This window comes from Bradyrhizobium sp. JYMT SZCCT0180 (genome assembly GCF_018130165.1).
In the GTDB taxonomy this organism is placed as follows: Bacteria; Pseudomonadota; Alphaproteobacteria; order Rhizobiales; family Xanthobacteraceae; genus Bradyrhizobium.
Genome location: NZ_JAFCLZ010000040.1, coordinates 21,273 through 46,525 on the forward strand (window position 1 = coordinate 21,273; position 25,253 = coordinate 46,525).

The 25,253-nt window shown below is 57.2% G+C and carries 27 protein-coding genes and 1 pseudogene; 11 read left to right on the plus strand and 17 right to left on the minus strand.

Annotation, left to right across the window (positions count from 1 at the left end):
- Nucleotides 1-178: 178 nt before the first annotated feature.
- From JQ641_RS36700 to JQ641_RS36715, 4 genes and pseudogenes are all read left to right on the plus strand, one after another.
- On the plus strand, nt 179-340 hold the full coding sequence (locus JQ641_RS36700) for a hypothetical protein (RefSeq protein ID WP_212002074.1): 162 nt from the start codon (nt 179-181) through the stop codon (nt 338-340).
- A 211-nt stretch (nt 341-551) separates the two neighbouring features.
- Nucleotides 552-911, plus strand: a complete 360-nt coding sequence (locus JQ641_RS38330) for a hypothetical protein (RefSeq protein WP_249151147.1) — start codon at nt 552-554, stop codon at nt 909-911.
- A gap of 49 nt (nt 912-960) precedes the next feature.
- Nucleotides 961-2,202, plus strand: a pseudogene (ftsZ, locus tag JQ641_RS36710) (cell division protein FtsZ); the annotation flags it as partial.
- A gap of 296 nt (nt 2,203-2,498) precedes the next feature.
- On the plus strand, nt 2,499-2,654 hold the full coding sequence (locus JQ641_RS36715) for a hypothetical protein (protein ID WP_212002076.1): 156 nt from the start codon (nt 2,499-2,501) through the stop codon (nt 2,652-2,654).
- 2,400 nt (nt 2,655-5,054) lie between these two features.
- Here the strand turns inward: JQ641_RS36715 and JQ641_RS36720 are convergent.
- On the minus strand, nt 5,055-5,321 hold the full coding sequence (locus JQ641_RS36720; RefSeq protein WP_212002078.1) for a PilZ domain-containing protein: 267 nt from the start codon (nt 5,319-5,321) through the stop codon (nt 5,055-5,057).
- Between the two features lie 341 nt (nt 5,322-5,662).
- On the opposite strand from JQ641_RS36720, the gene JQ641_RS36725 reads away from it, so the two are divergent.
- A complete protein-coding gene (locus tag JQ641_RS36725) occupies nt 5,663-5,794 on the plus strand; it encodes a DUF3768 domain-containing protein (protein ID WP_212002080.1) in 132 nt (43 codons plus the stop codon).
- 26 nt (nt 5,795-5,820) lie between these two features.
- Here JQ641_RS36725 and JQ641_RS36730 read toward each other — a convergent pair whose 3' ends face one another.
- Nucleotides 5,821-6,183 (minus strand): PRC-barrel domain-containing protein, encoded by a 363-nt coding sequence (locus JQ641_RS36730; protein ID WP_212002082.1) that lies wholly within the window; start codon nt 6,181-6,183, stop codon nt 5,821-5,823.
- Between the two features lie 460 nt (nt 6,184-6,643).
- Between JQ641_RS36730 and JQ641_RS36735 the strand changes: the two genes are divergently transcribed.
- The gene (locus JQ641_RS36735) at nt 6,644-7,936 is read left to right on the plus strand and encodes a cation:proton antiporter (protein ID WP_212002086.1); all 1,293 of its coding nucleotides are present in this window, start codon (nt 6,644-6,646) and stop codon (nt 7,934-7,936) included.
- Nucleotides 7,937-8,216: 280 nt separating this feature from the next.
- On the opposite strand, the gene JQ641_RS36740 is transcribed toward JQ641_RS36735, so the two are convergent.
- Nucleotides 8,217-9,413: an extracellular catalytic domain type 1 short-chain-length polyhydroxyalkanoate depolymerase gene (locus tag JQ641_RS36740; protein ID WP_212002088.1), complete on the minus strand. Its 1,197-nt coding sequence runs from the start codon at nt 9,411-9,413 to the stop codon at nt 8,217-8,219.
- A gap of 5 nt (nt 9,414-9,418) precedes the next feature.
- Nucleotides 9,419-9,841, minus strand: a complete 423-nt coding sequence (locus tag JQ641_RS36745; protein ID WP_212002090.1) for a ribbon-helix-helix domain-containing protein — start codon at nt 9,839-9,841, stop codon at nt 9,419-9,421.
- Nucleotides 9,842-10,263: 422 nt separating this feature from the next.
- Between JQ641_RS36745 and JQ641_RS38950 the strand changes: the two genes are divergently transcribed.
- Nucleotides 10,264-10,524 carry a DUF3606 domain-containing protein gene (locus JQ641_RS38950; protein WP_212002097.1) on the plus strand — a complete coding sequence of 87 codons (261 nt, stop codon included), beginning with the start codon at nt 10,264-10,266 and terminating at the stop codon, nt 10,522-10,524.
- Between the two features lie 198 nt (nt 10,525-10,722).
- Here the strand turns inward: JQ641_RS38950 and JQ641_RS36755 are convergent, their stop codons facing one another.
- Nucleotides 10,723-11,130, minus strand: a complete 408-nt coding sequence (locus tag JQ641_RS36755) for a hypothetical protein (RefSeq protein WP_212002099.1) — start codon at nt 11,128-11,130, stop codon at nt 10,723-10,725.
- Nucleotides 11,131-11,363: 233 nt separating this feature from the next.
- Here JQ641_RS36755 and JQ641_RS36760 point away from each other — a divergent pair, with 233 nt between their 5' ends.
- Together JQ641_RS36760 and JQ641_RS36765 are read left to right on the plus strand one after the other, a co-directional pair.
- Nucleotides 11,364-11,951 (plus strand): HdeD family acid-resistance protein, encoded by a 588-nt coding sequence (locus tag JQ641_RS36760; RefSeq protein WP_212002101.1) that lies wholly within the window; start codon nt 11,364-11,366, stop codon nt 11,949-11,951.
- A gap of 21 nt (nt 11,952-11,972) precedes the next feature.
- A complete protein-coding gene (locus tag JQ641_RS36765; protein WP_249151148.1) occupies nt 11,973-12,359 on the plus strand; it encodes a septal ring lytic transglycosylase RlpA family protein in 387 nt (128 codons plus the stop codon).
- A gap of 243 nt (nt 12,360-12,602) precedes the next feature.
- Here JQ641_RS36765 and JQ641_RS36770 read toward each other — a convergent pair whose 3' ends face one another.
- Nucleotides 12,603-13,946: a tetratricopeptide repeat protein gene (locus JQ641_RS36770; protein WP_212002103.1), complete on the minus strand. Its 1,344-nt coding sequence runs from the start codon at nt 13,944-13,946 to the stop codon at nt 12,603-12,605.
- A 324-nt stretch (nt 13,947-14,270) separates the two neighbouring features.
- Here JQ641_RS36770 and JQ641_RS36775 point away from each other — a divergent pair, with 324 nt between their 5' ends.
- Nucleotides 14,271-14,768, plus strand: coding sequence for a hypothetical protein (locus JQ641_RS36775; protein ID WP_212002104.1), 498 nt, complete (start codon nt 14,271-14,273; stop codon nt 14,766-14,768).
- 369 nt (nt 14,769-15,137) lie between these two features.
- Here the strand turns inward: JQ641_RS36775 and JQ641_RS36780 are convergent, their stop codons facing one another.
- Together JQ641_RS36780 and JQ641_RS38800 are read right to left on the minus strand one after the other, a co-directional pair.
- Nucleotides 15,138-16,112 (minus strand): ABC transporter substrate-binding protein, encoded by a 975-nt coding sequence (locus JQ641_RS36780; protein WP_212002105.1) that lies wholly within the window; start codon nt 16,110-16,112, stop codon nt 15,138-15,140.
- Nucleotides 16,113-16,467: 355 nt separating this feature from the next.
- The gene (locus JQ641_RS38800; RefSeq protein WP_212002106.1) at nt 16,468-17,958 is read right to left on the minus strand and encodes a PAS domain-containing HWE histidine kinase family protein; all 1,491 of its coding nucleotides are present in this window, start codon (nt 17,956-17,958) and stop codon (nt 16,468-16,470) included.
- A 591-nt stretch (nt 17,959-18,549) separates the two neighbouring features.
- Between JQ641_RS38800 and JQ641_RS36790 the strand changes: the two genes are divergently transcribed.
- Nucleotides 18,550-18,723 (plus strand): hypothetical protein, encoded by a 174-nt coding sequence (locus tag JQ641_RS36790; RefSeq protein ID WP_212002107.1) that lies wholly within the window; start codon nt 18,550-18,552, stop codon nt 18,721-18,723.
- 181 nt (nt 18,724-18,904) lie between these two features.
- Here the strand turns inward: JQ641_RS36790 and JQ641_RS36795 are convergent, their stop codons facing one another.
- The 9 genes from JQ641_RS36795 to JQ641_RS36835 form a co-directional block, all read right to left on the minus strand.
- On the minus strand, nt 18,905-19,114 hold the full coding sequence (locus JQ641_RS36795; protein WP_212002108.1) for a hypothetical protein: 210 nt from the start codon (nt 19,112-19,114) through the stop codon (nt 18,905-18,907).
- Entirely contained in the window at nt 19,111-19,272 is a 162-nt protein-coding gene (locus tag JQ641_RS36800) for a DUF2934 domain-containing protein (RefSeq protein WP_212002126.1), read from the minus strand. The genes JQ641_RS36795 and JQ641_RS36800 overlap by 4 nt, the downstream gene beginning before the upstream one ends.
- A 34-nt stretch (nt 19,273-19,306) precedes the next feature.
- Entirely contained in the window at nt 19,307-19,660 is a 354-nt protein-coding gene (locus JQ641_RS36805) for a response regulator (protein WP_212002109.1), read from the minus strand.
- Nucleotides 19,661-19,776: 116 nt separating this feature from the next.
- Complete coding sequence (ligD, locus tag JQ641_RS36810; RefSeq protein ID WP_349628683.1) at nt 19,777-20,670, minus strand: non-homologous end-joining DNA ligase; 894 nt, start codon at nt 20,668-20,670, stop codon at nt 19,777-19,779.
- An 88-nt stretch (nt 20,671-20,758) separates the two neighbouring features.
- Entirely contained in the window at nt 20,759-20,989 is a 231-nt protein-coding gene (locus JQ641_RS36815; protein ID WP_212002111.1) for a hypothetical protein, read from the minus strand.
- Nucleotides 20,986-21,405: a hypothetical protein gene (locus tag JQ641_RS38340; RefSeq protein ID WP_249151150.1), complete on the minus strand. Its 420-nt coding sequence runs from the start codon at nt 21,403-21,405 to the stop codon at nt 20,986-20,988. Before JQ641_RS38340 ends, JQ641_RS36815 begins: the two co-directional genes overlap by 4 nt.
- A gap of 556 nt (nt 21,406-21,961) precedes the next feature.
- Nucleotides 21,962-22,420, minus strand: coding sequence for a TspO/MBR family protein (locus JQ641_RS36825; protein WP_349628685.1), 459 nt, complete (start codon nt 22,418-22,420; stop codon nt 21,962-21,964).
- Between the two features lie 431 nt (nt 22,421-22,851).
- Nucleotides 22,852-23,208 carry a hypothetical protein gene (locus tag JQ641_RS36830; protein WP_212002113.1) on the minus strand — a complete coding sequence of 119 codons (357 nt, stop codon included), beginning with the start codon at nt 23,206-23,208 and terminating at the stop codon, nt 22,852-22,854.
- A 185-nt stretch (nt 23,209-23,393) separates the two neighbouring features.
- Nucleotides 23,394-24,884 carry an AlbA family DNA-binding domain-containing protein gene (locus JQ641_RS36835; protein WP_212002115.1) on the minus strand — a complete coding sequence of 497 codons (1,491 nt, stop codon included), beginning with the start codon at nt 24,882-24,884 and terminating at the stop codon, nt 23,394-23,396.
- Nucleotides 24,885-25,253 lie beyond the last annotated feature (369 nt).

Sequence of the window (25,253 nt, forward strand, 5' to 3'; positions counted from 1 at the left end):
TGGCATTGGGCAAGGCTCTCGCTGCGTCCGCCACTTACCCAAAGCGGAAATCACTGGGTCGACACCGCGCTTAGGTGAAATGTCGTAGCAAGGATGCGCCAACCTTCGGCGAAGCGAACAACGTTGTACGACTGCCGCCACTGCCTTGCGACGCTTCCATCGGGCCGAAGGTTCTTCCATGTTACAGTTGTTCGCGCGTGTGCAGCGACCTGAGCACGCGTTCGCCGAGATCGAGCGCACCGCACCAGCCGATGCCGACTGGCACACCGTCGGCGGTGGTTCCCAGCGCGGCGTGCGCGCCCAGTGGCAGATCGCCGCTCGCTCGTTAACAGTCTATTAACCAACGCAGCCTAGCCTGCGGTCATCGCCCGGTCATCATCAGCCGATTACCGCCCGGTTCGTTCGAGGAGAACAGCCGATGTCCGTTGAGCCGCTGACATATGCCGCTCTAGGTGCGCGCCTCAAAATCTCGCGAGAAGCCGCCCGTTCGCTCGCCAAGCGCCTCCGGTTGCCGCGCTCACTTTCGGATGATGGCAAGGCCCTGGTAAGCGTTGATCTCGCTGAAATACGGCATACGCCCCGGCCACCAAGTGGTCGCCGGGGAAGGCAACATCGCCCCATTAGGGGCAAAGATCGAGACTTTAAAGGCGGAGATCGCGCGGCTCGAAGCGGGGGCAGCTGATCACAGGGCAGATTGCGAGCGCGCCGATCGCCTGACGGTTGAGCTGCTGCAGGCAACTGCCGAGACTATGGCAGCCAAGGAGGTGACGGCACGGCTTGAAGATGAGGTGGCGGCTCTGCGAACCCGTGGGCGAGCCGGCGGCTCGATCGACAGCTACGGACAAGCTGCAAGCCGACTGGGACATCTAGCCGCGACCATAGTGGAAGCAGACCGCAAGGCTTGTCGGTAGCAATCCGCGTTCTCTCATTTCCAGCTTGCTGGAGCAACGTGAGGCAAAAATGACCAACATCACCGATATTCGCGGGATGAAGGCACGTATTATCGTGTTTGGGGTCGGCGGCGCCGGCGGCAATGCCGTCAACAACATGATCGAGGCCGGGCTGCAAGGCGTCGACTTCATCGTCGCCAATACCGACGCACAGGCGCTCACCATGTCGAAGGCCCAGCGCATCATCCAGATGGGCACCCATGTGACCGAAGGCCTTGGCGCCGGCGCGCAACCGGAGGTGGGGCGCATCGCAGCTGAAGAGGCAATCGATGAGATCCGCGATCATTTGACCGGCGCACACATGGTGTTCGTTACTGCCGGCATGGGCGGCGGTACCGGCACCGGGGCAGCGCCCATTGTCGCCAAGACCGCGCGCGAGCTCGGCATTCTTACCATCGGTGTCGTCACCAAGCCATTCCATTTCGAGGGTCAGCGGCGGATGCGCTTTGCCGAAGCCGGGATCGCGGAACTGCTGAAGGTGGTGGACACCCTGTTGATCATCCCAAACCAGAATCTGTTCCGGGTGGCCAACGAGAAGACGACATTCGCCGATGCCTTCACCCTCGCCGATCAAGTGCTCTATTCGGGTGTGGCCTGCATCAGCGATCTTATCGTCAAGGAAGGTCTGATCAATCTCGATTTTGCCGACGTTCTCGCCGTAATGCGTGAGAAGGGCAAGGCCATGATGGGCAGGGGCGAGGCTTCTGGTGATAAGCGCGTGCTCGCCGCCGCCGTCGCCGCGATTTCCAATCCATTGATCGACGACCCCTCGATCAAGCGCGCCAGTGGCCTCATAATCTCCATCACCGGCGGCAAGGACCTGATGTTATTCGAGGTCGATGAAGCCGCTACCCGCATTCGTGAAGAGGCCGACCCGGACGCCAACATCATCGTCGGCGCGTCTTTCGATGAAAGCTTGGAAGGTATCGTCCGCGTCTCGGTGGTGGCGACCGGCATCGATAATCTGGAACCGGCACGCCAGATTCAACCAGCGCAAAGCTCACTCACGGAACTCGCCGGCAGGCTGCGCAACGACAGCAGTGGCATCGCCGACCGGATCGAGCGCAGTGCACCGCTGCCGCAATTAGAGAGTCCACCATTCCGCCCGACGGCCCGCCATCCCGAACGGCGACCGGAATATGCGCGCCATACGGCTCCGCAGGGCCTCGATCCGTACGGCCGCTCCCCTCCTGTTCGCAATTCGGTCGAGGAAAATGTCCTCGATGTCCCGGCCTTCCTTCGCCGCAGGGCCAACTGAGCCATCGTAAGAAGCAAAAGTAAGCCGTTTCCGAGTGCCGGAGGTGGACCGCTGCGACGTGACGTCAAAAGTCCAGCGTCAAAGCTGCGCGGCCGCAACTCTTTTACACGCGACCGAAGTACTGATCGCGACTCTTTCGGATCCCTCGGGAATACTCTACCGGAAACAGTGAGGACCCAGCGATTGCAGTCGGGCGGCTCGCTCTTAAGGATCTGCAGGATGCTTGCGGGCTCCCGCAGGAAAATGGTTGGCGCATTGGGGGCGTAGATGCTCGGAGAATTTCGCCGATTATGACGGAGATAGATTCGGCTGAGCGCGGCGGCCTTGCGCAACAAGTGCTTGAACTTGCCGAAAACCTGTCGATCGGGCTCGGGTTCGGCAAGCGAACGGACGTCGCAGTCGCGACATTCGACCGGCCCGAGCCGGGGAAGACATTATTCGAGTAGCCCGACGGTCACATTGAATAGCTTGTCAGTTGCCAACGCCTTCACCGTGATTAAAGCCACCCTCGCCACAAAACCACTCGGAGAATAAATGGCCAAAACGAAGAATATCGTTCGTCGCGCCTGGAGTAAGGACGACATAAGCAAATGAAAACGATGGCTAAGTCGAAGGCAGGCGTCACAACAATCTCAAAAACACTGAAGCGGACCCCCGGCGCGACGAGCGTAATGGCCGCGAAGCTCGGAGTATCTCTTTCGACAAGGCCGTAAGACGGTATGCGGCGGGCGAGACAATATCACACGGTCGAAACCCGCCGTGTTCGCGGGTTCAGTCTAGTGCGGGACGCAGGGCGCGAGAGCGGCACATCACCTAGCAAGCTCCCAACTTCGTAAACCATACGCGACGCTCAGGTTTGGTTTACCAGAACACTTAGGCTTTCTTGTCACCGCACGTGCGAATGTCGCTGCAGATCGGGGCAAACTCGACAGGAAAAGCGTCAGGGTCGGGCACGCAAAACGCGGCCTGACCCGCTAATTTTCGGATTGAGATGTCAAAGAAGCGCAAGGCAACGAATCGATTTAAGCGCGGGAGCAGCTCGGATGCTCCCGCTATGTTTCGGCTATCTCAGTGGTCACTCGCAACTTGGTCAACATGGCTTTGGTGTTCGTGAGTTCAGGAACAGTCTTCCTCGCGCTGTTCATTCTTAAGCGCGTTTAATCACTGCCCAGCATCCGTCAGTGGATCAAACATGGCCTTAGAGCGGTCTCGTAAACATTATCTACGTCGAAAATATACGGTAGCCTCCCGGCCTGCGTTCGAAACTTTCTTTCGCTCGATTAAACCTTCCGCGGCCATGCCTCGCAATTTTTCTTTGACGGTGACATGCGACCACAATGAAACGCGCTTCCAGATTTCGAGAGCAGAAATTGCATTCTCCTCGCCGATGGGTATGTGATCAGTTCGTCGGGGGTAGGCATTCGTTTTGATCTCTGGCAAGACCGTACCCTGCGGTTAAAATGTTAACGAATTGTCCGACTAAGCCCTTGGCATGCGGTTGATGAACGGACCATTGAAGTTGTCCGTCCGCGCCGTCACACTCCTAGTTGTTAGATGCTATGGCCGATGAGCAACAGAATGCACGTTCCTGCTTGGGAACTGCGCAATATGGTTTACGCTCGTCTCGTTTCGCTCTTTGTTTCAAGTATCGGGCCTGGCAGTCTTTCATACATATCCATTTTCAAAACCTGGCGAGCCGCAGCGCGCCAATGCCCGCGGCTTTGCGTTCCGTTCCTGGGCGGCTCCAGTTTCCTCCGTCCGCTCGGTAAGGTTCATTGGTTAGCTTAGCAATCGAGTGTCGTTGCGCGCACATCCGCGACCCGTAGGAGGGTCAATCATCCGGCATCGCCGTTAGCCGGGGGTCGAGCGCGGCGAAGTCGTCGGGCAATCATTGCGCCCGGCGGCTTCGTTTCTTCCGATGAACGTCAGCATTGCGGCCGTTTATGTCGCGTCTCTGCAACACTAGTCGGTTCGTCGCATCACGCCCACAATTTCGACTCCACCTCGTTACCTATTCACGCCATAAGGGCGGGCTGCGATCGGCGGATCTTGACCGCATGGCGCGAATGCCATGCGGTCTTTGCACCGTGCAGCGCCCGTTTGGCGTTGTGTACAGAATCGGACAGACGGCACGGGCTAGGTGTCTTCAATTCCTGGGGACAGCAAATGCAAGACTACCGCGCCTATCTCTTGGGTCCGGACGGCCGCATCAAGAACCGCATCGATCTAGTCTGCGAGAATGACGAAGCCGCCAAACAGCTATGGACGGCCATGACGTCGAGCTAAATGCTTTGATGAGCCGGTGGTCGTTTGAGGAGGAGCGCCGCTTCATGGAGATAGTTGCGTTGTCAAAGTGATTTGAAGAGGTCGTCGCTCGTACAGGTCGAGCGCCGAGGGCCATTCGGAAGGCAGCGCGTAGATTGGGGGTTAGCCTACATCAAGTGCAGCGCCACACTATCCCAGCCTGGACCGCTTCGGAAGAGGAGCAGCTTCGAGCACTCGTGATGGCGGGCCAAAGCGCAATACAGATAGCGGGCCAGATGAAACGAACGGAGGCTGCTGTTTTCGGGCGCGCTTACAAGATGGGACTTCGGTTTGGTAAGTCCAAATCTAAACGACAGTCAGTGGTAGGCTGAGGAATTGAGCTAATGATTTATCTGGATCCTACCTCTGCGCTTTCGGATGACAAGGTCCGGTTGTCCACGGGACTCCGCAGCGCACTGCGCGACCTTGGCATATCGGTGAGGTCCGCGAAGCCTCCGACGCGACGCTATTGAGCATAAATGATTTTGGGACATGGCTCCGTACGACGCACTATCGGACCGGTCAAGGAGTGAGAAGGTTGCTCAGCTTCCAAGGTCCGGTTCACTCAGGCGGTCGAACGTTACGCCTACACACGTCGGCTTGCGCCAAATAACGTAACAATGTTGCCTGAGATGACCGTCAGCCATCCGCAAGGTGATCTCGTGCGGAATTGAACACGCGCGCGCCACTTCGAGCGCCGCGCCCATTGGAGATATATTTCGGATGGTGCAGTTGACCGTTTCACCAGCGAACTCAATGGTCCCTGTTCTATGAACTTCGTGTCTGGGCGTTGTTCGGCGCTCGATCATCGTTCGAGCCTCGGCCGAACATCTAAAAACTAACTAAACTAGATCGTTAGCATTGGGCAGACATAGAACCGGCTCAGCGAAGCTGTCTACACATCTGTTGGCGGTCCTGATGACCAAGGCCACGCGGGCGTGGCACCGCATTGGCCTTTGGCCGAGACGGTCCCACTCCTCGCAGGATACCCGGTATGAGCGGAACCAATCCCGCCGAAAGTTTGCATCGACTGTCAGCTTCGGCAGACATCGTGGTCCGTGCTTATCGTTAGTGATGTAGATCACATCGCCACAGCACCCTTCGGGGCATTTGCACGCTCCGGATCATCCCACTAAATGAGGAGCGCGCGATGAACGGATTCGTCGAAGACTTTTTGCGCAACTATGATCGCTCGATGGAAGCAGGATCGGAAGATCCGACCGATCCTGCCTCTACAACTCGGGCTTTTACGGTCATCGTCGGTGCCAGCGAATGCAAATGAAGGCGACAGAAGCACGTTTTACTGGCTCAGGTAGGGATGACACCGTAGTAATCGTCGACGCCCCGAGTACGGGTTCGATCTTCCCAACTCCAATCGTTGTCGCTGCTGTATTTCGGCGCGCCTTGCAACTGCTTTTCGGTGATGCCCGTTCGGTAGCCACCTAAATTGGTGTCATACTTGAGTGACTGCCACGGCAGAGGATAATGATCGTCGCCTATACCAAGAAAGCCGCCAAAGCTCAGGACCGCATACGAGACCTTGCCGGACCGCTTGTCGATCATCACGCGCTCAATCGAACCGATTTGCGTTTCGTCCGCTCCGAAAACAGAAGTGCCCTCGACCTTGTCGCTTCCGATTAAACTGACTGTTTCTCGTTCTTCTGTAGTCATCAAATCCTCCTTGAATCCCTGAGGGCCTAACCGCGGCTTCAAACGAAGGTTCCACGGTGACGCCTGTGGCACTAGCCGCGGGCCTACGGGCCAATCAGCTTTAGATTCACGCATTCAGAACGCTCGAAAAGCCCGAGTGTCGCCTGCCCCCACCGACCCTTTGCTATTAATTGGCCACACGAGGGTACGACGATTCAGTTTGCCCGCTAGGCCCCGCGGCCCGGTCCCCGTAGCCAGGACAAGGTCATTCTGACGATGGCGGTGGCTGAAGCCCTCGGTTCGTTGGAAGCGCCCGAACGAGCAAATCAGCCCCGACCGGGCCTCTGCCAGATACAAGTTATCGCCCCTCACGAGGCGCAATTATAAGCGCAATGATTGGGAACCTTATTCCGGCCGTAACAATTGTCGCTACGGTTTAGTGCGGAGCAACGCGCATAATACCTGCAGGGCGGGTAGATTTTTGGACCCTTACATTTTTCTGCTGATCGGCTTTGGCGCCTTGGTCCTTTTGACCGCATGGCTGCCGATGGTTTTAAGTGAAGCGCCGCTGTCGCTTCCTATTTCTTGCGTAGCGATTGGGGCGGCGGTTTTCGCCCTTCCTTTGAATGTTTCAATTCCTCATCCCGCAAATCACCTGCCAATTGTGGAGCGGCTGACAGAACTCGTCATCATCATTTCGCTAATGGGGGCTGCCCTTAAGATCGATCGTAAGATCGGCTGGAGGTCCTGGATGATGACATGGCGCCTCCTGGCCATAGCCATGCCCATCACGATTTTTGCACTTGCTTGGCTTGGTCACACGATGTTGGGATTGGGCGCCGCAACTGCATTGGTACTAGGCGCCTCCCTTGCTCCAACAGACCCCGTATTAGCAAGCGACGTACAGGTTGGACCGCCCAAATCCGGTCAGGAAGACGACACGCGGTTTGCACTTACATCTGAGGCCGGTTTGAACGATGGACTGGCATTCCCCTTCATCATGTGCGCAATCGCTATAGCCGAAGCCGGACGCACCGGCGATCCGTGGGTTCTTCGTTGGCTGGGCGTGGAGGTGGTTTGGCGTTTAGCGGTAGGGGTCGGCATTGGTGTTCTCCTTGGTTTTGCTTTGGGATGGCTGGTGTTTCGAATGCCCAATCGGGCCAAACTCTCGCGGACGGGGGACGGATTTGTTGCGCTGGGAATAACGGTTGCTGTCTACGGCATTGCCGAAGCCCTGCATGGATACGGCTTCGTTTCAGTTTTTGTCTCAGGCTTGGCGCTCCGGGCCGCAGAACGAAATCATAAGTACCACCAAACCCTTCATGATTTCTCCGAGCAACTCGAACGACTATTAATGATGATCTTGCTCGTTCTGTTTGGGGGAGCCATCACCAGCGGCGGGCTTCTAGATGCACTCACGTGGAGTTCTGTCGGATATGCCTTATTGGCAATATTTATCGTGCGACCGCTGGCAGGCTGGTTTTGCTTGGCAGGTACGGCCTGTCCGTCAACCGAGCGTGCGGTCATCAGCTTCTTTGGTATTCGCGGACTAGGGTCGATTTACTATCTTGCGTATGCCCTTCAGAAGGAGACCTTCCATAAGGTCGATGTAGTCTGGAGCACAACCGCGTTCATTATACTCATCTCAATCGTATTGCATGGTGTGTCGGTTACTCCGGTGATGCGTCTCATCGACCGCCGCCAGCGGCGTGGTATCGCAGCAAAGGAAACGAAAACAATCATCAAACAGCAACGCAAAACCGAGTTAGGCTGATTATGCACGCGATAGACGTGCATACGCTAGCACCCTAGCGCGCGGACTCAAGCTGCGTCGTACCAGAGGGTGTGGAGAACGTATCACACGCTGCGTGTCCCGGTCCTGATCGCTGTGCTGACGAGGGCGGCGTAGCCAGTGCGGGCCATAAGTTGTCAGGGTTTACGCTTGAGGCTACCCGATTAGCGAATGCCACCGATCAGATGCGTCGTCAGGGTCCGAAAAATGACACCTGCACACATGATCGCATCGATAAATCCCGGCATCTCCAAAGCGCGCTCTACTTCGCTGGGAGCGAATGATCCAGGAAAAAACGAAGCATTTCCCTCGTTGCATCCGGTCCCCGGGGATCGGTGTACGAGCCTGCAGGGCTGCCGCCCGACCATGCGTGTCCGGCGCCGTGGATGTTCCAGTACTCTAGGATTTTGCGTGCGTCCGCGTCAGTATGAGTAGTGCGGGTGTATGCATGGCCTCCAGGGATCTGGCCGCGATGCAGCGCTATTTGCGTGCTCGTTTGGCCGATGGCCTGTTCAACAACTTGACCGGCATTGCTTGGATGCACGGTGGTGTCGCGGTCGCCGTGAAAAATAATTGCGGGCACAGGCGGCGCGTTGCAGGAAATGACTCTCCGACCGTGCCCTCCACCTTGCCGCATGGCGGCAAATGCGGAAGGCATGTCGGTGGCGGCCCCGCAAGCGAGGCCAGAATGGATCCCGACTGCCGCATAGAGATCGTTGTAGGCCGCTCCCATGATAGCCGCAGCGGCCGCTCCGGCCGACAGTCCGCCGACATAGACGCGTTTTGGATCGACCGAATAATCGCGCATGACCTGGCGGGTGATGCCCGCGATAAGTGAGGGCTCGCCGCCGCCACGATGCTGGTCGGCTGTGCGAAACCAGTTCCAGCATTTCGACTGGTTGGCGTCGCTGCGCTGTTCAGGATAGACCACGAAGCACGTTTGTTCCTCTGCCATGAAGTTCATTCGCGTACCGGCAGCGAACTCGTCGGGCGATTGAGTGCAGCCGTGCAGCATCACGATCAAAGGAAGCGGCTGTCCCTGATATCCGCTCGGGATGAAGAGCTTGTAAGCGCGGCTTCCCGCCGGGTTGCTGTAGACAGCTTCAATGAACTTCGTGCCCTCGGGCGCGATGTCCAACGCGGACGGCGGGGTGCGCTTCGCGCCTCGCATTCCGAGCCAAGAGCCATCCTTTGCTCGTCGGAATAATGGTTGAAGCCTGGGGGATGAGGAGGATGTAGCTTGCGTCAGGTGCGCGCCACCAGTCTCCTCTGTATCATTGGCCTTCGCATCGACGGTGGGCGGCTCGCTGCCTGGAAGGGCAATGCGCCCTGGTGTGCGCGAATGCGCGTCGGGCGCGCGGTCCCCGCGGAGCATGCGCTGAAGCAACGCCGTGGCTTCCGCAAGTTGGCCTGCTTGCGTCAGCCGTGTGGCTTCGCGAAGTGTGTCCTGGTTCAGCATCTGGTTTACCTTATTCTGTCGGCGAGGGCGGCCTTGACGGCGGGACTGGCGTGCAAAGCTCCGAGCACGGAGACTGAGCCAATGGTGGCGCGGGCGAGATCGGCCGTGACGTCTTGAGCGATGCTGGCAAGGCCGAGAACATTGATGTGCAGCATCTCACCGGTCCGGCGCGCCTCTTCGAGATCCGCGCGGCTGTAGTTTCGCAAACCGAGTTCCAGGCTTTTTCGGGCCGTGGACTGTTTGACTACATCCGCGTGGCGTTCGAGTTGGTTACGGATCGCTGTTCGAATGAAATCGGTGCGATTTGAGTAGAACCCCTCCTGCACCATCAGATCCACATGCCCAAGGTCGACATAACCAAGATTGATCGTGATTTTTTCGGTATCGGCGGCGGGCTTTGGTCTGAGTTCGCGAACATCTGCAGGCATTTTTCACCATCCATCGACCATCTAACTGGATGGTATATGGATGTCCGGACGGACCGTTCAAGAGCCCATGTCAACCCAGGTTATTTTTCTAGCTGATCACATCGTCCCACCGTCAGGTCGTCGGTGGCGGAACAAGTGTCAGCCTCTGACTGCTGACATCGCCTTGCCGGTTGTCCGCGATACGAGTGTCGGGCCGTTCTCTTTCTTTGCCGCACCCTCTGCTTTGGTGGGCTTAGGCTTATCTTTGTGTGCGTATCGGGCATCAGCAGAACGGCATTACCATAGCTGCCTCGCACCCGCCGATGAGCAGGGATTGAAGACGGCGAAGTCTCACGGGGGCGCACCGCACATTTCCATTGTGAAGGAGGAACCTGGATTTTGCTTGCGGGTTATCGGGGCCTGACCCCTTGTTGAGTAACGCCATGCACAAGCCTGTCCCATACACGTCGGTTCTGATCGACCCTACGAACGACCTCCAGGTTCATCATTGGGCGAAGGATATGCAGCTTCAACCGTACGAACTCCGAGCAGCCGTCGCGTTGATCGGTCCTCGTCTCAGCGACCTCCGGCGGTACTTCGGAAAGTCCGCGCCCATTATCTGTCTGAAAGACAGGCGCCAACCTAGAGCAGTTAGTCCCTACGGTTTCCGGCGTAGTGTATTCATTGGAACGATGGCCCATTAGGCCTGCGACGATTGAAACATCCTGTCTAGCGCGTGAACGTTCATATGAACACGCGCTGCGCTGGATCAACTTTTCCCCTTAGCCTTCGGCTCACTCAACAAGTGTCCACTTCCGTACGTTCCTGCCTAACAAAATAACATCCCAGTTTGTAAGGCGGACGAAGCATTACACGATCAACGCTCTTTAAGCCGATCAGTATTATTTCTGCAGTATGTCATCCGAATGGGCGGCCAGGTATGAGGTTGCTATGGTGACAAGATACACAGCCGCAGTCCCTAGCTTCTGCATCTCCTCATCAACCGTATAGGCGGCGGAGGCACGGCGGTATGCAATGGCTACTGTTGCGTAAGCATCAGTGATCAATGCCGCCAATTTATCGCTGTCATCGAATGCTTGGTGTTCACGCATCCGAACGACCTTGAGGGCTACTTGGGCAGAGGCTTGAGCGAGCCGCACACCGTCCAATTTCGCGTCAGAAACATCCGGCTGGCACCCTGCAACTGCTCCAGCGATCAGTTCGTATATTGCTGCTTTCGACGGGCCATCCGCAGACAGGTAGTTTTTCAACAGGCGCCGATCCCTGGCTTCATGTTGTTTGCGATCCATCCGGATCTTCTCTCGCTGCCTATTTGGCTTGAACCAACTAAACGCCGCTGTCTCTATTGCAAGTTCGAGGGGATGCTCGAGAATGACGACGCAGCTAGCTCTGGATGGAAGAGTGCACCTGCACATCTATCTCGCGCGCTAGTTTCGCTTCCCAGTTCTGAGGGAATCGTTTGCTTTTGGCTAGCTGCCGATTACGCTAGGTAACGCTTTCCAACTAATCGAGAGGGGTCTCCATGAGCACGATGCAAACTGACCGGCGTCCCGGGCTTGGCCTCGGATCTGCCATGGTGCACGCCTTGGCAAAGAACTGGTGGTTGCTGTTATTGCGCGGCATTGCGGCGATCGTTTTCGGCTTGCTAGCCTTTGCCTGGCCTGGCTTGACCCTGGTCACGCTAATTCTGTTCTACGGCGCGTTTGCACTTGTCGATGGTGCGCTCGCAGTCGTTGCAGCTATAACCGGTGGTGCGCCGGGATCGCGCTGGTGGTTGGCCATTATCGGCCTGCTTGGTATTGCCGCCGGGCTCGTGACGTTCATGATGCCCGGCCTCACCGCGATCGTGCTTCTGTTTTTTATTGCCGGATGGGCGATTGCTACCGGAGTGCTTCAGATCATAGGTGCGATCAAGCTCCGGAAGGAGATAGATAACGAGTGGCTCTTGATCCTCGGTGGTATCATCTCGGTGCTGTTCGGGGTCAGTATGGTGTTGGCTCCGGGTGCCGGTGCGCTCGCGCTCGTCTGGGTAATTGGCGCTTATTCCGTGGTTATCGGCGCGATCTTCGTCGCGCTGGCGTTGCGGCTGAGGAAGCACACTCACTCCTAAAGGGGGCAGGCGGAGGGGTCGATGCGTCGATCTTCTTGCATCTTTGGGTTGGCTCTAGCGTGGCTAATGGCGTCGTCCACAGTGGCTCATAGTCGGGGCTTCGCTTGGTTCTTCGCGAACTCCAGACCCCAAGGAACTTGTGCTGGGCAGCAGGTAGTCGCGACCTTCTATGCCTCAGGGCGGCGGACGGCGAGTGGCCAGCCCTTCAATCCAAGTGGATTTACAGCGGCGCATCGCACGCTGCCGTTCGGATCGCGCGTTACGGTGACAAACCCTCGGAACGGCACCTCTGTCACAGTGGTGATTAATGACCGCGGCCCGTTTACCCGCGGGGTTACACTTGATCTATCTCGGGGCGCCGCTCGTGCGATTGGGATGCACCGAACGCAGTGGGTGTGCATGCTCTGAGAGCGAGTGGCCTTCATTATCCGTGGCGACCTGGCAGTTGCGGATGGCCGTAAGGATGGCCGCTTCCGAGGCAAGACCGGAAGCCCCGGTCAGACTGTCAAAATGACGCGAATGACCCAAAGCGGACATTGCCTTACCGAGGCTAACGTCCCTTGCATTTTGGCTGGGACAATCTCCACCTGCCGGTCGAACTATCTTCGGCTCCGATGTATCACGCACCACTCGACAACTTCGGAGCAGGCGTTACTCCGCTAGGCCGGCCTTGCGCAAAGCGTCTTCCCACCGGGCACGTACCTCGGCTTGTCTATAGGGAAGCCGTTCCTTGATGTTCTGCACGCGCAAATTCGGATCGAGTTCGCGCACCCGCGCCAATGAGGTGCGTGCCACCTCATTGTTTCCAGCAATCGCGCCAGCCGCTGTCGCAACCAGTGCCGCAATGAAGTTGTTCGGTTGTTCCAGCAGAGCGGCTTTTCCGATTGCTGAAGCCTCATCAAAACGTCCTGCGGCAAAGTGAGCCGTCGCAATTGCCGCCTGAGTGCCGGGTCGCTGCGGGTCGATCGGGCTCAAACGAATAGCCCGGCCCAGATCCTCTACGGCAAGATCATGCTGACCGATGAAGGTCCTCATCCAGCCGCCCAGATGCCAGGCCATTGCCAAATTCGGATTCAGTGCTCGCGCCTTGTCGATCAATGATACCGCGCGCTCAAAATCGTCGAGCATGTAGCCCATCGCCAGGCCGCCGCACGCAAGGGCAACAGCGTCGTCTTTGCCGCACTCGATACCCCTTGCAACTATCTCCTTCGCATCAATAAATTCCGATGAAGCTGGGTCTACCCAACCGTTCATCTTCCGACGAACATAACACCATGCGGCCATGCCATAGGCCGAGGAGAAATGGTCGTCGAGCTCGATGGCTTTGAGAAATAGCCGGAGGGCCTCGTCGATATCGTTCCTTCCGGCCTTATGAAAATGCCACAATCCCCTCAAATATGAGTCGTAGCCGTCGAGACTCTCGGTCGACTTGCGCATCGCCCGACCAATCTCGGCATTCTCGAGCTTCGGAGCGATTGCGCCCACGACTTGCAATGTAATGTCGTCCTGCAGATCGAAGATATCCTTCAGCGCACCGTCGAAGCGGTCGGCCCACAGATGTGCACCCGTCGAGGCGTCGATGAGCTGTCCGGTTACGCGCACCCGATCGGCGGATTTGCGCACGCTGCCTTCGAGCACGTAGCGTACCCCGAGTTCACGTCCGACTTGCTTCACATCGACGGCGCGGCCCTTGTAGGTGAAGCTCGAATTGCGCGCGATGACAAGCAAAGAGTGGTAGCGCGACAGCGCCGTAATGATGTCTTCCACTATCCCGTCGGCGAAGTATTCCTGCTCGGGATCGCCGCTCATATTCTGGAAGGGTAACACCGCAATCGAAGGTTTGTCCGGCAAAGGAACGCCCGGCTGCAGCGCGCCCGACGTCGCGCCGGTGGCTCTTACTCGATAGACACGAACTGGCCGCTCGATATTCTTGAGATGCTGTTCCCCCGCATCTTCAAAGGTGATCTCGAGCTTGCAAGGACTTACGACACCCAAGTGGCCTCCTTCCCTACAGAGGCGTGCGGTCCGCAGATAGATTTGGGTCCCATCGCGGGGTTGAAATTCCCAGGATTTCCCCAGAGACGGCTTCAAAATCTTGGTGCTTTACACCCGCTGCTGCTTAGCTGAGAGCTGCGGTGTCTGCCACCAGATTTGGACCAGCCGTTGGCATCAGACGCGTGTCCGCTTAAAGCCCGACTAGCGAACTCCGCCGTCCCGCCCTATCATGGGTTTTTCTGGCTGCGGCGATTGTGAAGTGACGTTTTTCAAAAGGGGCCAGATGCCCCTCCATTTTCAAGTCGGGGACGGGGGCTCTCCCAGATGTCTGGCTTTTTGGCGTTCATAGCGTTCATCTTCTCGTACGTAATTTTGGCGGCGATGAAAAAGGTCCATGTCGATGAGACGGGGGTGCCGCCGCCTACACGCGATGCCCTCAAGTCAATGCGCCGTAGAGCCCGCAAAAAGGCAGTGCCTGAAGCCGAGTACTACGCTGGCTGGGTTGAACGAAAGCAGAAGAAAGCTGGCTCCTACTACCTAGCCGGAACATCCACGCACCTGACCGCTGCTGCTGCACACATTCCAACGTCTAAAACTCCACTACCTCAGCGCTTTCGCGCGCCCATGCATCAGCCTTTCAGTTTTGAACACTTGTCCATGATGGCCGAAGGGTTCGGTTGGACACTCCGCAGGCAGGCTTTCGGGTTGTATTATCTCACCGACAACGACCGGAATGCGGTCGTCAATCCATACGCCCGCCCCGACGAGATCAGCACCGACTTCAATCATCAAGACTTGGAAGACTTCCTGTTGACCTGCTGAATGCGCCGCCGGGCCTTATGGCTTCTGCAGAGCTAGTGTCGGTTTGTGCCACTGGCCGAAACAGGCCAGTACCTGGGGTCCATGAGAACGTATCGTGGCCTTGGATCAAGGCGCAGTTTTCTCCGGGTCAACGCGTTCTTTGGGTCCCCTTTGCTCCTTGAAATCCTTACAATCTGCTCAGAACAAACTTCAAAAACTCGGAGTAAACCCAGCGCTGCAGCTCGGCTGAACGCTGGGGTGTGTCGCGCTGGAATTGGCCGCAGATGGGAAGCAGCCTCCATGTCCGCTTTGGAGCGAATAACGGAAGTGAATTAGGCAGCATTCAGGGTCCGCTTAGTGCCAAAACCCGACTCGTGCACCCTAGCAAAACTATTCGATCACCTCGTCGGCGCGAAGGAGGAAAGAGGGAGGAATTGGGATGCCTAAGGAACGCGCTGTCGCCAAATTGATGACTAATTCAAATGCCGTAGGTTGCTGAATAGGCAGATCGCTCGGCTGAGCACCTTTTAAGATGAGTGCCGCGTAGGTACCGACTTTTTGAAGAGTTTCGGGAAGGCTGGGTCCGTAGCTCATCAGGCCGCCAACCGCCGGAAACTCACGGAATTCGTAAGTCGCCGGAAGTGAATGACGCTTGGCCAATGCGATGAGTTGCACGCGTTGGCTCAGAAAGAGCGCATCGTTGCTAACGAGCACCGCACCGACCTTAGCTCTAACAAGTTGTGCGAATGCTGGTTCGAGGTCAGCCGGGTTACGCGCCTTGGCGACTTCCAAGGACTGCCCGGTCGAACGGGCAACATCTTCGATTTCCCGCAGCAAGTCTTGATTGTCCGGGTTTACCAAAAAGCCCAAGGTCGCGTTTTGCGGGAGAAGCTCGCGGATTAGTTCAAGCCGCTTGAGGGTGAGCGTTGCCGTCAATATAGATATACCGGTGGCGTTGCCCCCGGGGCGAGCGAAGCTTTTCGCTAGGCCGAGCTTCACCGGGTCTGAGGCAATGCTGAATACTATTGGAATTGTTGTAGTAGCTCGCCGCGCGGCGAGCGCAACCACATTGCCTCCCACCCGGATCAAGGCAGGGTTAAGGCGCACGAGCTCTTGTGCGAGCTCGGGAAGCCTGTCGTAGTTTCCTCCTGCCCACCGACGTACTATCGTGACGTTCCTTCCCGCCACGTAACCTTTCTCCGCGAGACCTCTTTCGAACGCTGCCTCAATATCGGCGAGCTCCGCGTCGGGTGAACCGGCGGATAGCACACCAATGATAGGCACCGCTGGCTGTTGCGCGCGCGCGGCGAGCGGCCACGTCGCCGCCGTGCCACCAAGAAGAGAGATGAATTCGCGACGACGCATGTGCCCTCGATACCTAAAGCCTAGCACTTTGCGATGGAACCGCGAGGGAGAATTTGCTCCCAATCGGCCTGAGATATTTGATCAGGCTAAACGTCCGGATCGGGTCATCGCGTCGGTGTGACCGGACCACGGCGACTTCCGGTCTACCCCGGTGAACGGACATTCTCAGGATAGGCAGGCATGTCTCAAAGGTGCCAACAGCCGACGTCGCGCGAGTGAGAATTTTTCGAGCAGGTTTCGTCGCTGCTATCGGCCAGTGACTCTCTATGCGCGCCCATCTCATCAATCACGATGAGGGACATTTTACAGCCGAGTCTGTCGCTGGCTGATCTATTTGGATCGCGCTTATGCACCTTCAAACCGCGAGGCGCTCTAATGGTATACTCAGCTTTAGCCTAAGGCCATTTCGCCGCCAGTCGTGCTCGATCCGGCCTCCCAATTCACCGGTCACACTGCGCTCGGTAAGAATGCTACCAAAGCCGCGAGCCTGCGGTTTCACATTGATTTCGGGACCGCCGCTTTCGTCCCAGTCAAGACGGAAGTCCTCACCGCTCGCGTCCCATGTGACACGGATCGAACCATCCGGCCGAGAGAGAGCCCCGTACTTAACCGCATTCGTCGCAGTCTCATGCAACACTAAAGCAAGGCCCGTCACGGCCCTCGCTCCGACAGGCACATCGGGTCCGTTTAGAACGATACGGTCGGGGGAGCCATCTTCATAGGGCTGCAACACAGTGCGCACCAGCGCTGCCATCGTTGTCCGTTCGCTTTCGTGCTCAGTGCCCAAGATACCTGGACGGACAAGATCCTTGGCCCTCAACAGCGCGTCCAATCGACCACGAAGAGCTTGGGCCATCTCCTTCGGGCTCCCCGCAGACCGGGCGCTCAGACTGATCAGTGAGTGGAAATTGGCGAAAATGTTCTTCACCCGGTGATCGGCTTCCCGAGCAAGCAACCGCTGACGCTCTTGCGCATTCTTCTGATTGGTTACGTCCACCACCACGCCGACGAAGCGATCCGGTTGCCCGTCCTCGTTGTACAAGCACTCGCCCCGCGCCTCGACCCAGCGGATATTTCCATCCTTCTGAAGCAGCCGGTATTCTTGAACATACTTTTCACGGGTGACCACAGCATGGTTGACAGCGTCAGCGATCCGCTGAACATCCTCGGGATGGACGCCCGCAAGGTAGTCCGACAACGGTGCGCCCTTATCTCCCTTGGCTGGATCTACCGAGAACATTTCCGCAAATCGAGCATCGGAATAAAAGGTGTCGGACTGCACATGCCAAGCGAACGTACCCACCATCCCAGCAGCGTTCAGAGCTTGACGTAGTCGCTCCTCGGTTATCGCCAAAGCTCGCTCCGCCAGAACCTGTTGCGTTGTTTCCACGACAACGGCAAGAACGCCTTCAGGACGACCATTCTCGCCCAGCACTGGGCTGTAATCGAGGTTCATCCAAACCTGCTCAGGAACGCCTGAGCGGTGGAGTGTTAGTTCTTGATTGCGGTACGAAAGCGTACCCCCACCCAAGCCCACTTGCATCACGTTGTCGTTGAAGTCGGCCACCTCAGGCCAACCTTCCCGCACCTTGGACCCAAATAGGAGGGGATGGCGTCCGCCTGCAAAGATTGAATAGGCGTCATTATAAATCATGATGCCTTCCGGTCCCCACAGGAGCACGATGGGGACTGGTGAGCGCAGCAGTATGCTAACCGTGGTCTTCAGGCTTTCTGGCCACTCGGAGATTGGCCCCAAGCTGGTGTTAGACCAATTGAGCGCGCGAATAAGAGCGCCATTTTCACCACCGCCAAACGGGAAATGTTCGTCAGACCCCGAGCCGCTCACGTTGAGCCATATCCTATTGATGTTGTTTCTTTGATCGGACCTTCTTCCAATTCCTCGAACATAGCCAGCCCAATCTTTCCGGCTGTATTCACAGCCTTTGGGAAACGGCTTAAGCTCGGCTTAAGGTCTGCTTTGGATCAATCGCGTCGGTTTGCCCCTAGGCCAGCCACTTCCGGTCCACCCCCGTCAACGGATATCGCCAGATCGGCTCTTCCGCTTCGTGCCAACCTGCGACAAGAAAGAGGCCGCCAACTGAGGCGACCTTACTCTGGGTGCAGGGCGGCTTTCTCGGCTTCCAGTTCGGCAAGCAAGCTGGCAACGATCCTATGGCCGATCCGGCGCGAGTGTCTCGATTGGACCGAGAGCGAGGAGCCTGTGTTTTCGTTCACGGTTGTCATGCTTTCGGAACTATTTGAAGTGAGCGTGCTCCAAATACTCCGGGACGTTAGGGCTACGCTGGACAGCGCGGGAAAACCCTGACGAGGGCGACGGTCAAGTCTTCGAGCGAGGCTAACAGCTTCATGGGCGCGCCCAGTATTGTTCGGAACAAACCTGCTGATTCAGCACTTGGTGTTTCTTTTGGAGGCATCAATGGCAGTCAACAAACCCAAAGGCGACAACGCACGCAAGGGCGCGGTGAAGAAGCGGACCCAACTCAAGAACACGCTGACAAAGACTTCGACCAAGCGCAACAAGGTCGGCGGTCAGTTCATGGCCGTCAAGAAGAGCGCCAAGAAATTCAAGGGCGTGCGCAAGGAGAAGTGAGATGGCCTGGCATTCGGACTATGCCCAAGGCTCCGAGAACCGAAAAGCCCGCACTGTTTTGCAGGCACCCGCAAGCTCCAAACGTCAGACTGGCTCGGCTCCTTAAAAGCGCGCGGGCCCTGCTCCATACACCGCAGGAATACCGCGCGCCGACGACCTTCCTTGGAGGCAGAAGGCCGAATTATGCCGCCTTGGACTGCCTAAGGCGCTCGTAAGCTGAGATGGCAAGGTTGGTCAGCATCAACTGCCGGCGCTCACCCATGCGAACCGCGTGCTCCACGAATTGCAGGAGGAATTTGCTTGTGAACTCTGGGTCATCAATCTGACCCGTTCGCTCTAGGTAGTCCCAGGCGATCTGAATTGAATTTTCCATCAGGGCGTACACGCTCATGAAACGCCCCTTTTCGTTCCACTGGCCCCTTGGCGCAGCTCTTCCTGAGCCCGCTGCCAAAACTCATCTTCGCGGCCCCCGGGCTTGCCGTTGTCTTCCCATATCTTATAGGCGCGGTTGAGGATTTGCTCGTCGCGGGGTTCAGCAAACTGAGTCATGCCGATCAACGCGCCGTCGCAAGCGTAGTTCCTGTCAGCCCATGTTCTCGAAGGTTCGCATTGCCAAAACCACGGCTTGGCAGACGTACGGTTTGGGAATGAAAAGCGCGTTGGCCGGAATCTCCAGCGGTCTCACCTTCCCGGTGGTGATGATGATGTGGACCGGAGGCCACCTGTCCCGAACCGTTGCGGCCAGTTTCATCCCATCCATCGAACCGGGCATGTCGATGTCGGTAAAAACGAGATGAATGTCCTGACGGGCTTCCAGGATGGAAATGGCTTGGTCGGCGTCCTTGGCTGTGACGACGGTAAACCCGGCTTCTTCCAATTCTTCCGAGACAAGCTCCCTAATCAGGATTTCGTCTTCAACAACCAGAACAGTAGCCATTCCCACTTCTCCGGTGGGCACTTACAGGCCACAGCTGTAGGACCCTTAAGTACGTTAGTGGACAATCGTTGCTTCTGAATGCTCTGACAAATGCAGCTTTAGACAAATCGTTCCGGTTATTTTCTCGACAGCCCTTTGAACGAACTCTGGCGCAACAGCCCTTCGGACGTGATATCCCGGAATTCGATATCGGCAACAAAGCTGGGCTCAACCCACGTTGCCTTCGGCTTCTTGATGGGCTTCGTCAGTTTGGATTTTGGGCTCACCACGGTATCGAGCTGTTTGCGGATTTGGCTGGAGACGGTGCGGGACCATCCCGTGCCCACCTTCCCCATGTAAACCAGCTCCTTCCCTTCCTTCTTCCCGAGGTAAAGCGCGGCGACGCCGGTAGGGTCTTTCACGAAGCCGATGACCGGGAATCTGCCCTTCATCACGCATTTGATTTTTTGCCATGCTTCCGTCCGCTCCGATCGGTAGGAGGCATCCGCTCGCTTCGATATGATCCCTTCCCATCCCAACTTGGCGGCATGCTCAAACATCTCCTGCCCGTCGCCAGTCAGGTATTCACTGTAGAGCACTGGCATGTCGATATCGTTCTCGCCTATGAGGTCCGCCAGCATCTCTTTGCGTTGGAGCTGTGGGAGCTTGCGAAGGTCGCCATTCCGCCAGAGAAGGTCGAAGGCGTAAAACACCAGTCTGTCCTGCCCGCCCGATGCCAGCTCAGCCTGGAGTTCGGAGAAGTTGGTGCGGCCCTCATGAATGACGACCACCTCACCATCGATGATGGCTTGACCCGAGATATCGAAGGCGCCGGCTATGAGGGAAAACTTCTTCACCCAGTCATGGCCGTTGCGCGTGAACGCCCGCTTCTTGCCAGCATTAATGTGGAGCTGGACGCGGTAGCCGTCGTATTTGATTTCGTGAATCCATTGCTCACCCTTAGGAGCCTTGCACTTCAAGGTCGCAAGCTGGGGCTTAATGAACCTCGGCATTTCGATACGCTTAATCACACGCAACTCACAAAAAGCCCCGCCGCCGCAGGGGGAGCGGACGACAGGGTGTAGTTTAAACCTCTGCGACGTTATGAGTCCCTAACAATCACGGGACATCAGAGTTCCTACGACCGCCGCCGATGCTCTGTGGTTTGTCCAAGAAATATGATCGGTTGCCGGTGGCGGCTTCTGCATATTGGTCAATGGCGACGATCAGCGCCTGGACGTGCTGATAACACCAGCCCTGCCGGGTCGCGAGACGGCGGGTCTCGTCCAATGATTTTAGCCAAGCGTCGGCGTGCGGGTCTTCATGAAAATATCTCAGGGGCTGGCTCACCAATTCCGCCCTCCCAACGCCCCGACACGCTTTGCGGGTTGTTCTTTCTTCAGCTCGTCGCGCTGCTGACAAAGCCCGTCGATCTTATCGAGCATCCGTTGCAGCAGCGCTTCCGCAGCCACGGTCGATATCCCGGCCCGTTCAAGCTGGAGCATTTCCTTGCGGTGACGGCTGACTTGCACACGCATGTGCTCAATCTCAGCCCTGATATGGCTCTTCCGCCCTGTGAAACGTGAGGGCCGAACTAGAACGAAACAGGAACGACGAGTCAACCCGCCAATTAGGCGCAGGTTCAGGTTTGCTGCGGGATCGGCAGTTGCCGAGCTTTTCATGGCGGAAATATTGATGACGAAAAGGACTGCTGGCGTGTTCGTGAAGAAGCAATCCGATGCGCTTGGCAGCATCGATCCGCGCATGGTTCGTATCCGATAAGTCCGCCACCTCGGTCAAGGTGCCGGTCCGGACCTGAAAATGAAAACGCACTACAATCTACCCTTGGCCGGTATAGGCCGAATGGCAGGCAACAGTTCCAGCTCTCACTTGTTCCGTCAGTTCGGACTCTGCACGTCGGTCTGCTTCGGAGGCTGCGGACCCGGCGAAGCCACCCCTTCATCCATGTGTGCAGCCACTTCGGCCTGACGAGCCTTCCTCAAGGCCGCATCCCGCACGGCTCCCACGGGCAGAAGATTGGCCTGCTCCCTAAGGGAACGTGCTTCATCGAGTAGACGGTCTTTGAGGGCTTCATTTGCTTGAAACGGCGCTTGAACATGCGCTGCTCCTGAGAGGAAGGGCGGGAGCGCAAGTGGCGTTCTCATCACAGATGAAAGCCGGGGTCCGGTCTGCGGTAGTTCATTAACGCACGCCGTCATCGAAAGGTCCGTCGAGCAGTGAACACAACTCAAACTAGGCCACTGGCACGTCATCTGATGCATTTCGAGAACGTGTCTCGCCTCAGGGCATCACAGGCGACTGTTAGTTCATCACCACAACGCCAGCATTGATCGTGGTCGCGTACGCCACCCATGCGAGGTAAGGAACCAGCAGATACGCTGCAAATCGGATTGTGATGCCGATGGCGAACAACAGAGCCACGATGATACCCAAGGCAGTCTTGGTGCCATGCCATCCGAAGAAGATCGGCGACCAAGCCGCGTTAAGCGCGAGCTGGAATAGAAACCAGGACATTGCGCTTGAGCGTGGTGCAGATCGAGGCTCGTGCTCCCAGAGCCTCCAGAAGCTCACGGCCATGAGAATGTAAAGTGCAGTCCAAGCGATGGGGAATACCAAGGGCGGTGGGGTCCAGGATGGCTTGACGAGCCCTGCATACCAAGTTGGTATCTCCGGCCTCGTTACGAAACTCTCGACTATGCCCACGCCGAGACAAACCGCCATGCTGAGTGCTAAGCGGACTACCGATTTCAGTCGCATCATCGCCGGTCTATCGGTTCATGGATGTGGGATGTAATTCTAGATTGCTCGGGAGGCTTAGGTCTCTAAAGCCACCGCAGCGCGACTTGAGCAACTCGGGACATCGCAGCGAACCGGTACTCCCGCGTTGGTGTCGAGCAAGCAGGGTTCAGTATCGCATTCGCTCTGTAGCGGGGGACTTTCAACAGGCGTAAAAGTACCTACCCAACGCTCTTGCTGCCAAAGCTCAACGTCGTGCTTATCGACGGATTGCCTAGCATGCAGCCGGGCGGTCTTGTCATCGGGCGATGAGAATTTGATACGTCTGATGATCTGACGATCCGCGCTGAGGATGAAGGCCTGATACTCCTGCATCCAGGCCGTGTCTTCGAAGAGTTTGAAGTCAAGCGCAGTCACCGATGAAGCACCCTGAGTACCGTGGCACCGGCTCCCAACTACTCAGGAGGCCCTAGGTTCCATGTTTGTTTGCGAAGCTTCGCTGCTTTTCTCCTTGCTGACTTAGAAGGCTTCGGCGTCGTCGCGATCAGCACACGCAAGAGACGTTCAGTGCGATCAAGATTTTCTGCAGAACTCCCGGCCGCGCGAACGATGACAGCAGGCCGGTGACTTCGGTTAGGCAGACCCGCCTCGATCTCAGGCTTCACTGCCAGATAACGGCTGTAGCCGTGGCGGAGGAAGATTAGTCCCATAACGGGCAAAAAATACTCGTTGCTGGCAAAGTCACTATTGGCGCGCAGCTGATCCGCCGCTGTCCACAGCCGCTTCTCGAGCGCTTCGATGTTAGGTTCCATTGTACTGACGTGCGCCCTTCATGCGCTAAGGAGTAGCAGCGGAGCGAATCGCTGCAGCCAAGTTGTTAATTTCTCTGCCGGAAATAATGGCGATACAGCCGCCAAGTGAAAGAAAATTTCCCCCTAAATCAACATATATCTGGAAGTGGTGGCGTGAAGGCTCGCTTGGCACTGCAGGTGGACTCTTAAACATCCTTGCTCTGATGGTGCATGATCTCGTCCACGCGGGAGACTGCGCGGTAGATCGCAGTCCGAATTTTCGCTCCAGTGTCGCGCTTGAAGAGTTCGATCAGCACTGGCCGCAAATCCGCAACTTTTTGAAAATCATCTGGCAGGCCGTGCAGCGCGTGAGCAAAGGCGCTGAGATCGGCGTCATTCTTTGGAATCGCGATCTTTCCAGGCTGAAATGACGCCAGCATGGATTTCGGCTTACCCGTGTAGAGCTTCCGCGCCGTGGCCGTGCCGCGCAGTCGGTGCACCACCGCGTCCCGGCTGGCAGGCATGCTCGCGTTCAAGCGCCGCAAGTCCTCAACTATTTGATCAACGCTCATGGAAAGCTGACGGACATAGTGCCAGACGGGCATCCACTTGCGTTGATGGTAAGCCTGCGAGTGCAGGTAGGCCAGCGGGTCTTGCACAGAATTTCCGAGCAGAAAATTCTCGATGATCGAGTCGGGCGTCACATTCTCGCGGACGATCTTAATTTTCTCGCGGTCCGCAGCCGAGATCGGCTGCACGTCGCCGACAACTCGCAGTGCGGGTGCACCCTTGATCTGCGTGAAGTCTCCCTCTCGGACGAATTGTATGGACGAGAGCAGGTCCTTATCTATGACAAACCCACCAGTCCTTCCCGCAACCTCGCCTGTATCAAGGTCGATTGTCGCCTCTGAGCCATTCGCGACACGATTCATACGGCGGGCGAACTCAGCTACTGCGCGCGCCTCGCGCGCCTCCATGATAGCCCGAAGCTCCCCCGGCTTGATCAGGCGTGTCTCGCCAACGTAGCGGAAGTAGACGCCTCCCTCCCTAAGATCGCTGCCCATATTCTTCAGGGCGATCACGGGGCCGCGCTCGTGCTTCTCGACGTGCAGCACGCCGACCTTCTTTCCACCTATCGTAGCAGCGACATGCGTGACCTTCGGCACGGGGTCGAGGCAGCTAACAAGATGCGCGCTCAGCAGCGCGGGATCGAGTGTCTCGAACTTGTCGTCGGACATACCCTCGACTGCGCTGCCTCCATCATTGATGCCGAAGATGATGTGCCCGCCTCCATTGTTGGCGAGCCCGGCGATGGCTTTGATGATCTTTGCGCTGACGGCATAGTTCAACTTGCACTCGACGACATCCGTTTCGCCGCCCCGAACGTGCCAACTCGTCTTTCGCTTTTCAAACATCGCCTCGATGTATTCGATGTCGGTCGGCGAGTCCGGCCCCTTCGGGTAGACGGCGGCGTGCTGGGCCTCCCACTTCTCGAGGAATGCTGCCAGTTCGTCAGCGTTAGCGGCGGCCACATCCTTGGCGTAGCTGCCGTCCTTGATCTGCGCGATGCGTCCGGAGCTGATCATTCGATCGACGCGATTAAAGTAGAAGTGCACCGCATCGTTCTTCATGCCCTTCGCCAGCATAGTGCGGGCGAGCCCGACTTCAGCGTCGGTCATGGTTCGCTTCTTGGTCATTCCCTCTCCAGTGCAGGTTGCACTTATAGGGGATTCGCGTTCCCTTCCGATTCAAATAAAAGACCGTTGCGCAATAGCGGCCTTTTTCACAATGAGGGTCGTGGTGCTTGAGGTTGTTGCCCGACGGTCGCGCGGTGCTGCTCGCAAATCTGCTACGGACCGGCTGCCGGGGAGTCATACTTACAGGCCGGGCCGTTTCTGCGTGCGCCCCCCGCCTGCCTTAGCAGGTGCTGCTGTTGCCTGGTGCACGTTCGCGCAGGATTACCCTCGGGACTTTTCGGGCACCCAAGCCGACCCACACGCGGGCGACCCGTATATTAGCCCAAAATTAGCCCACCTAGGAACTTGGCGTCTATCTTCAAATAAGAG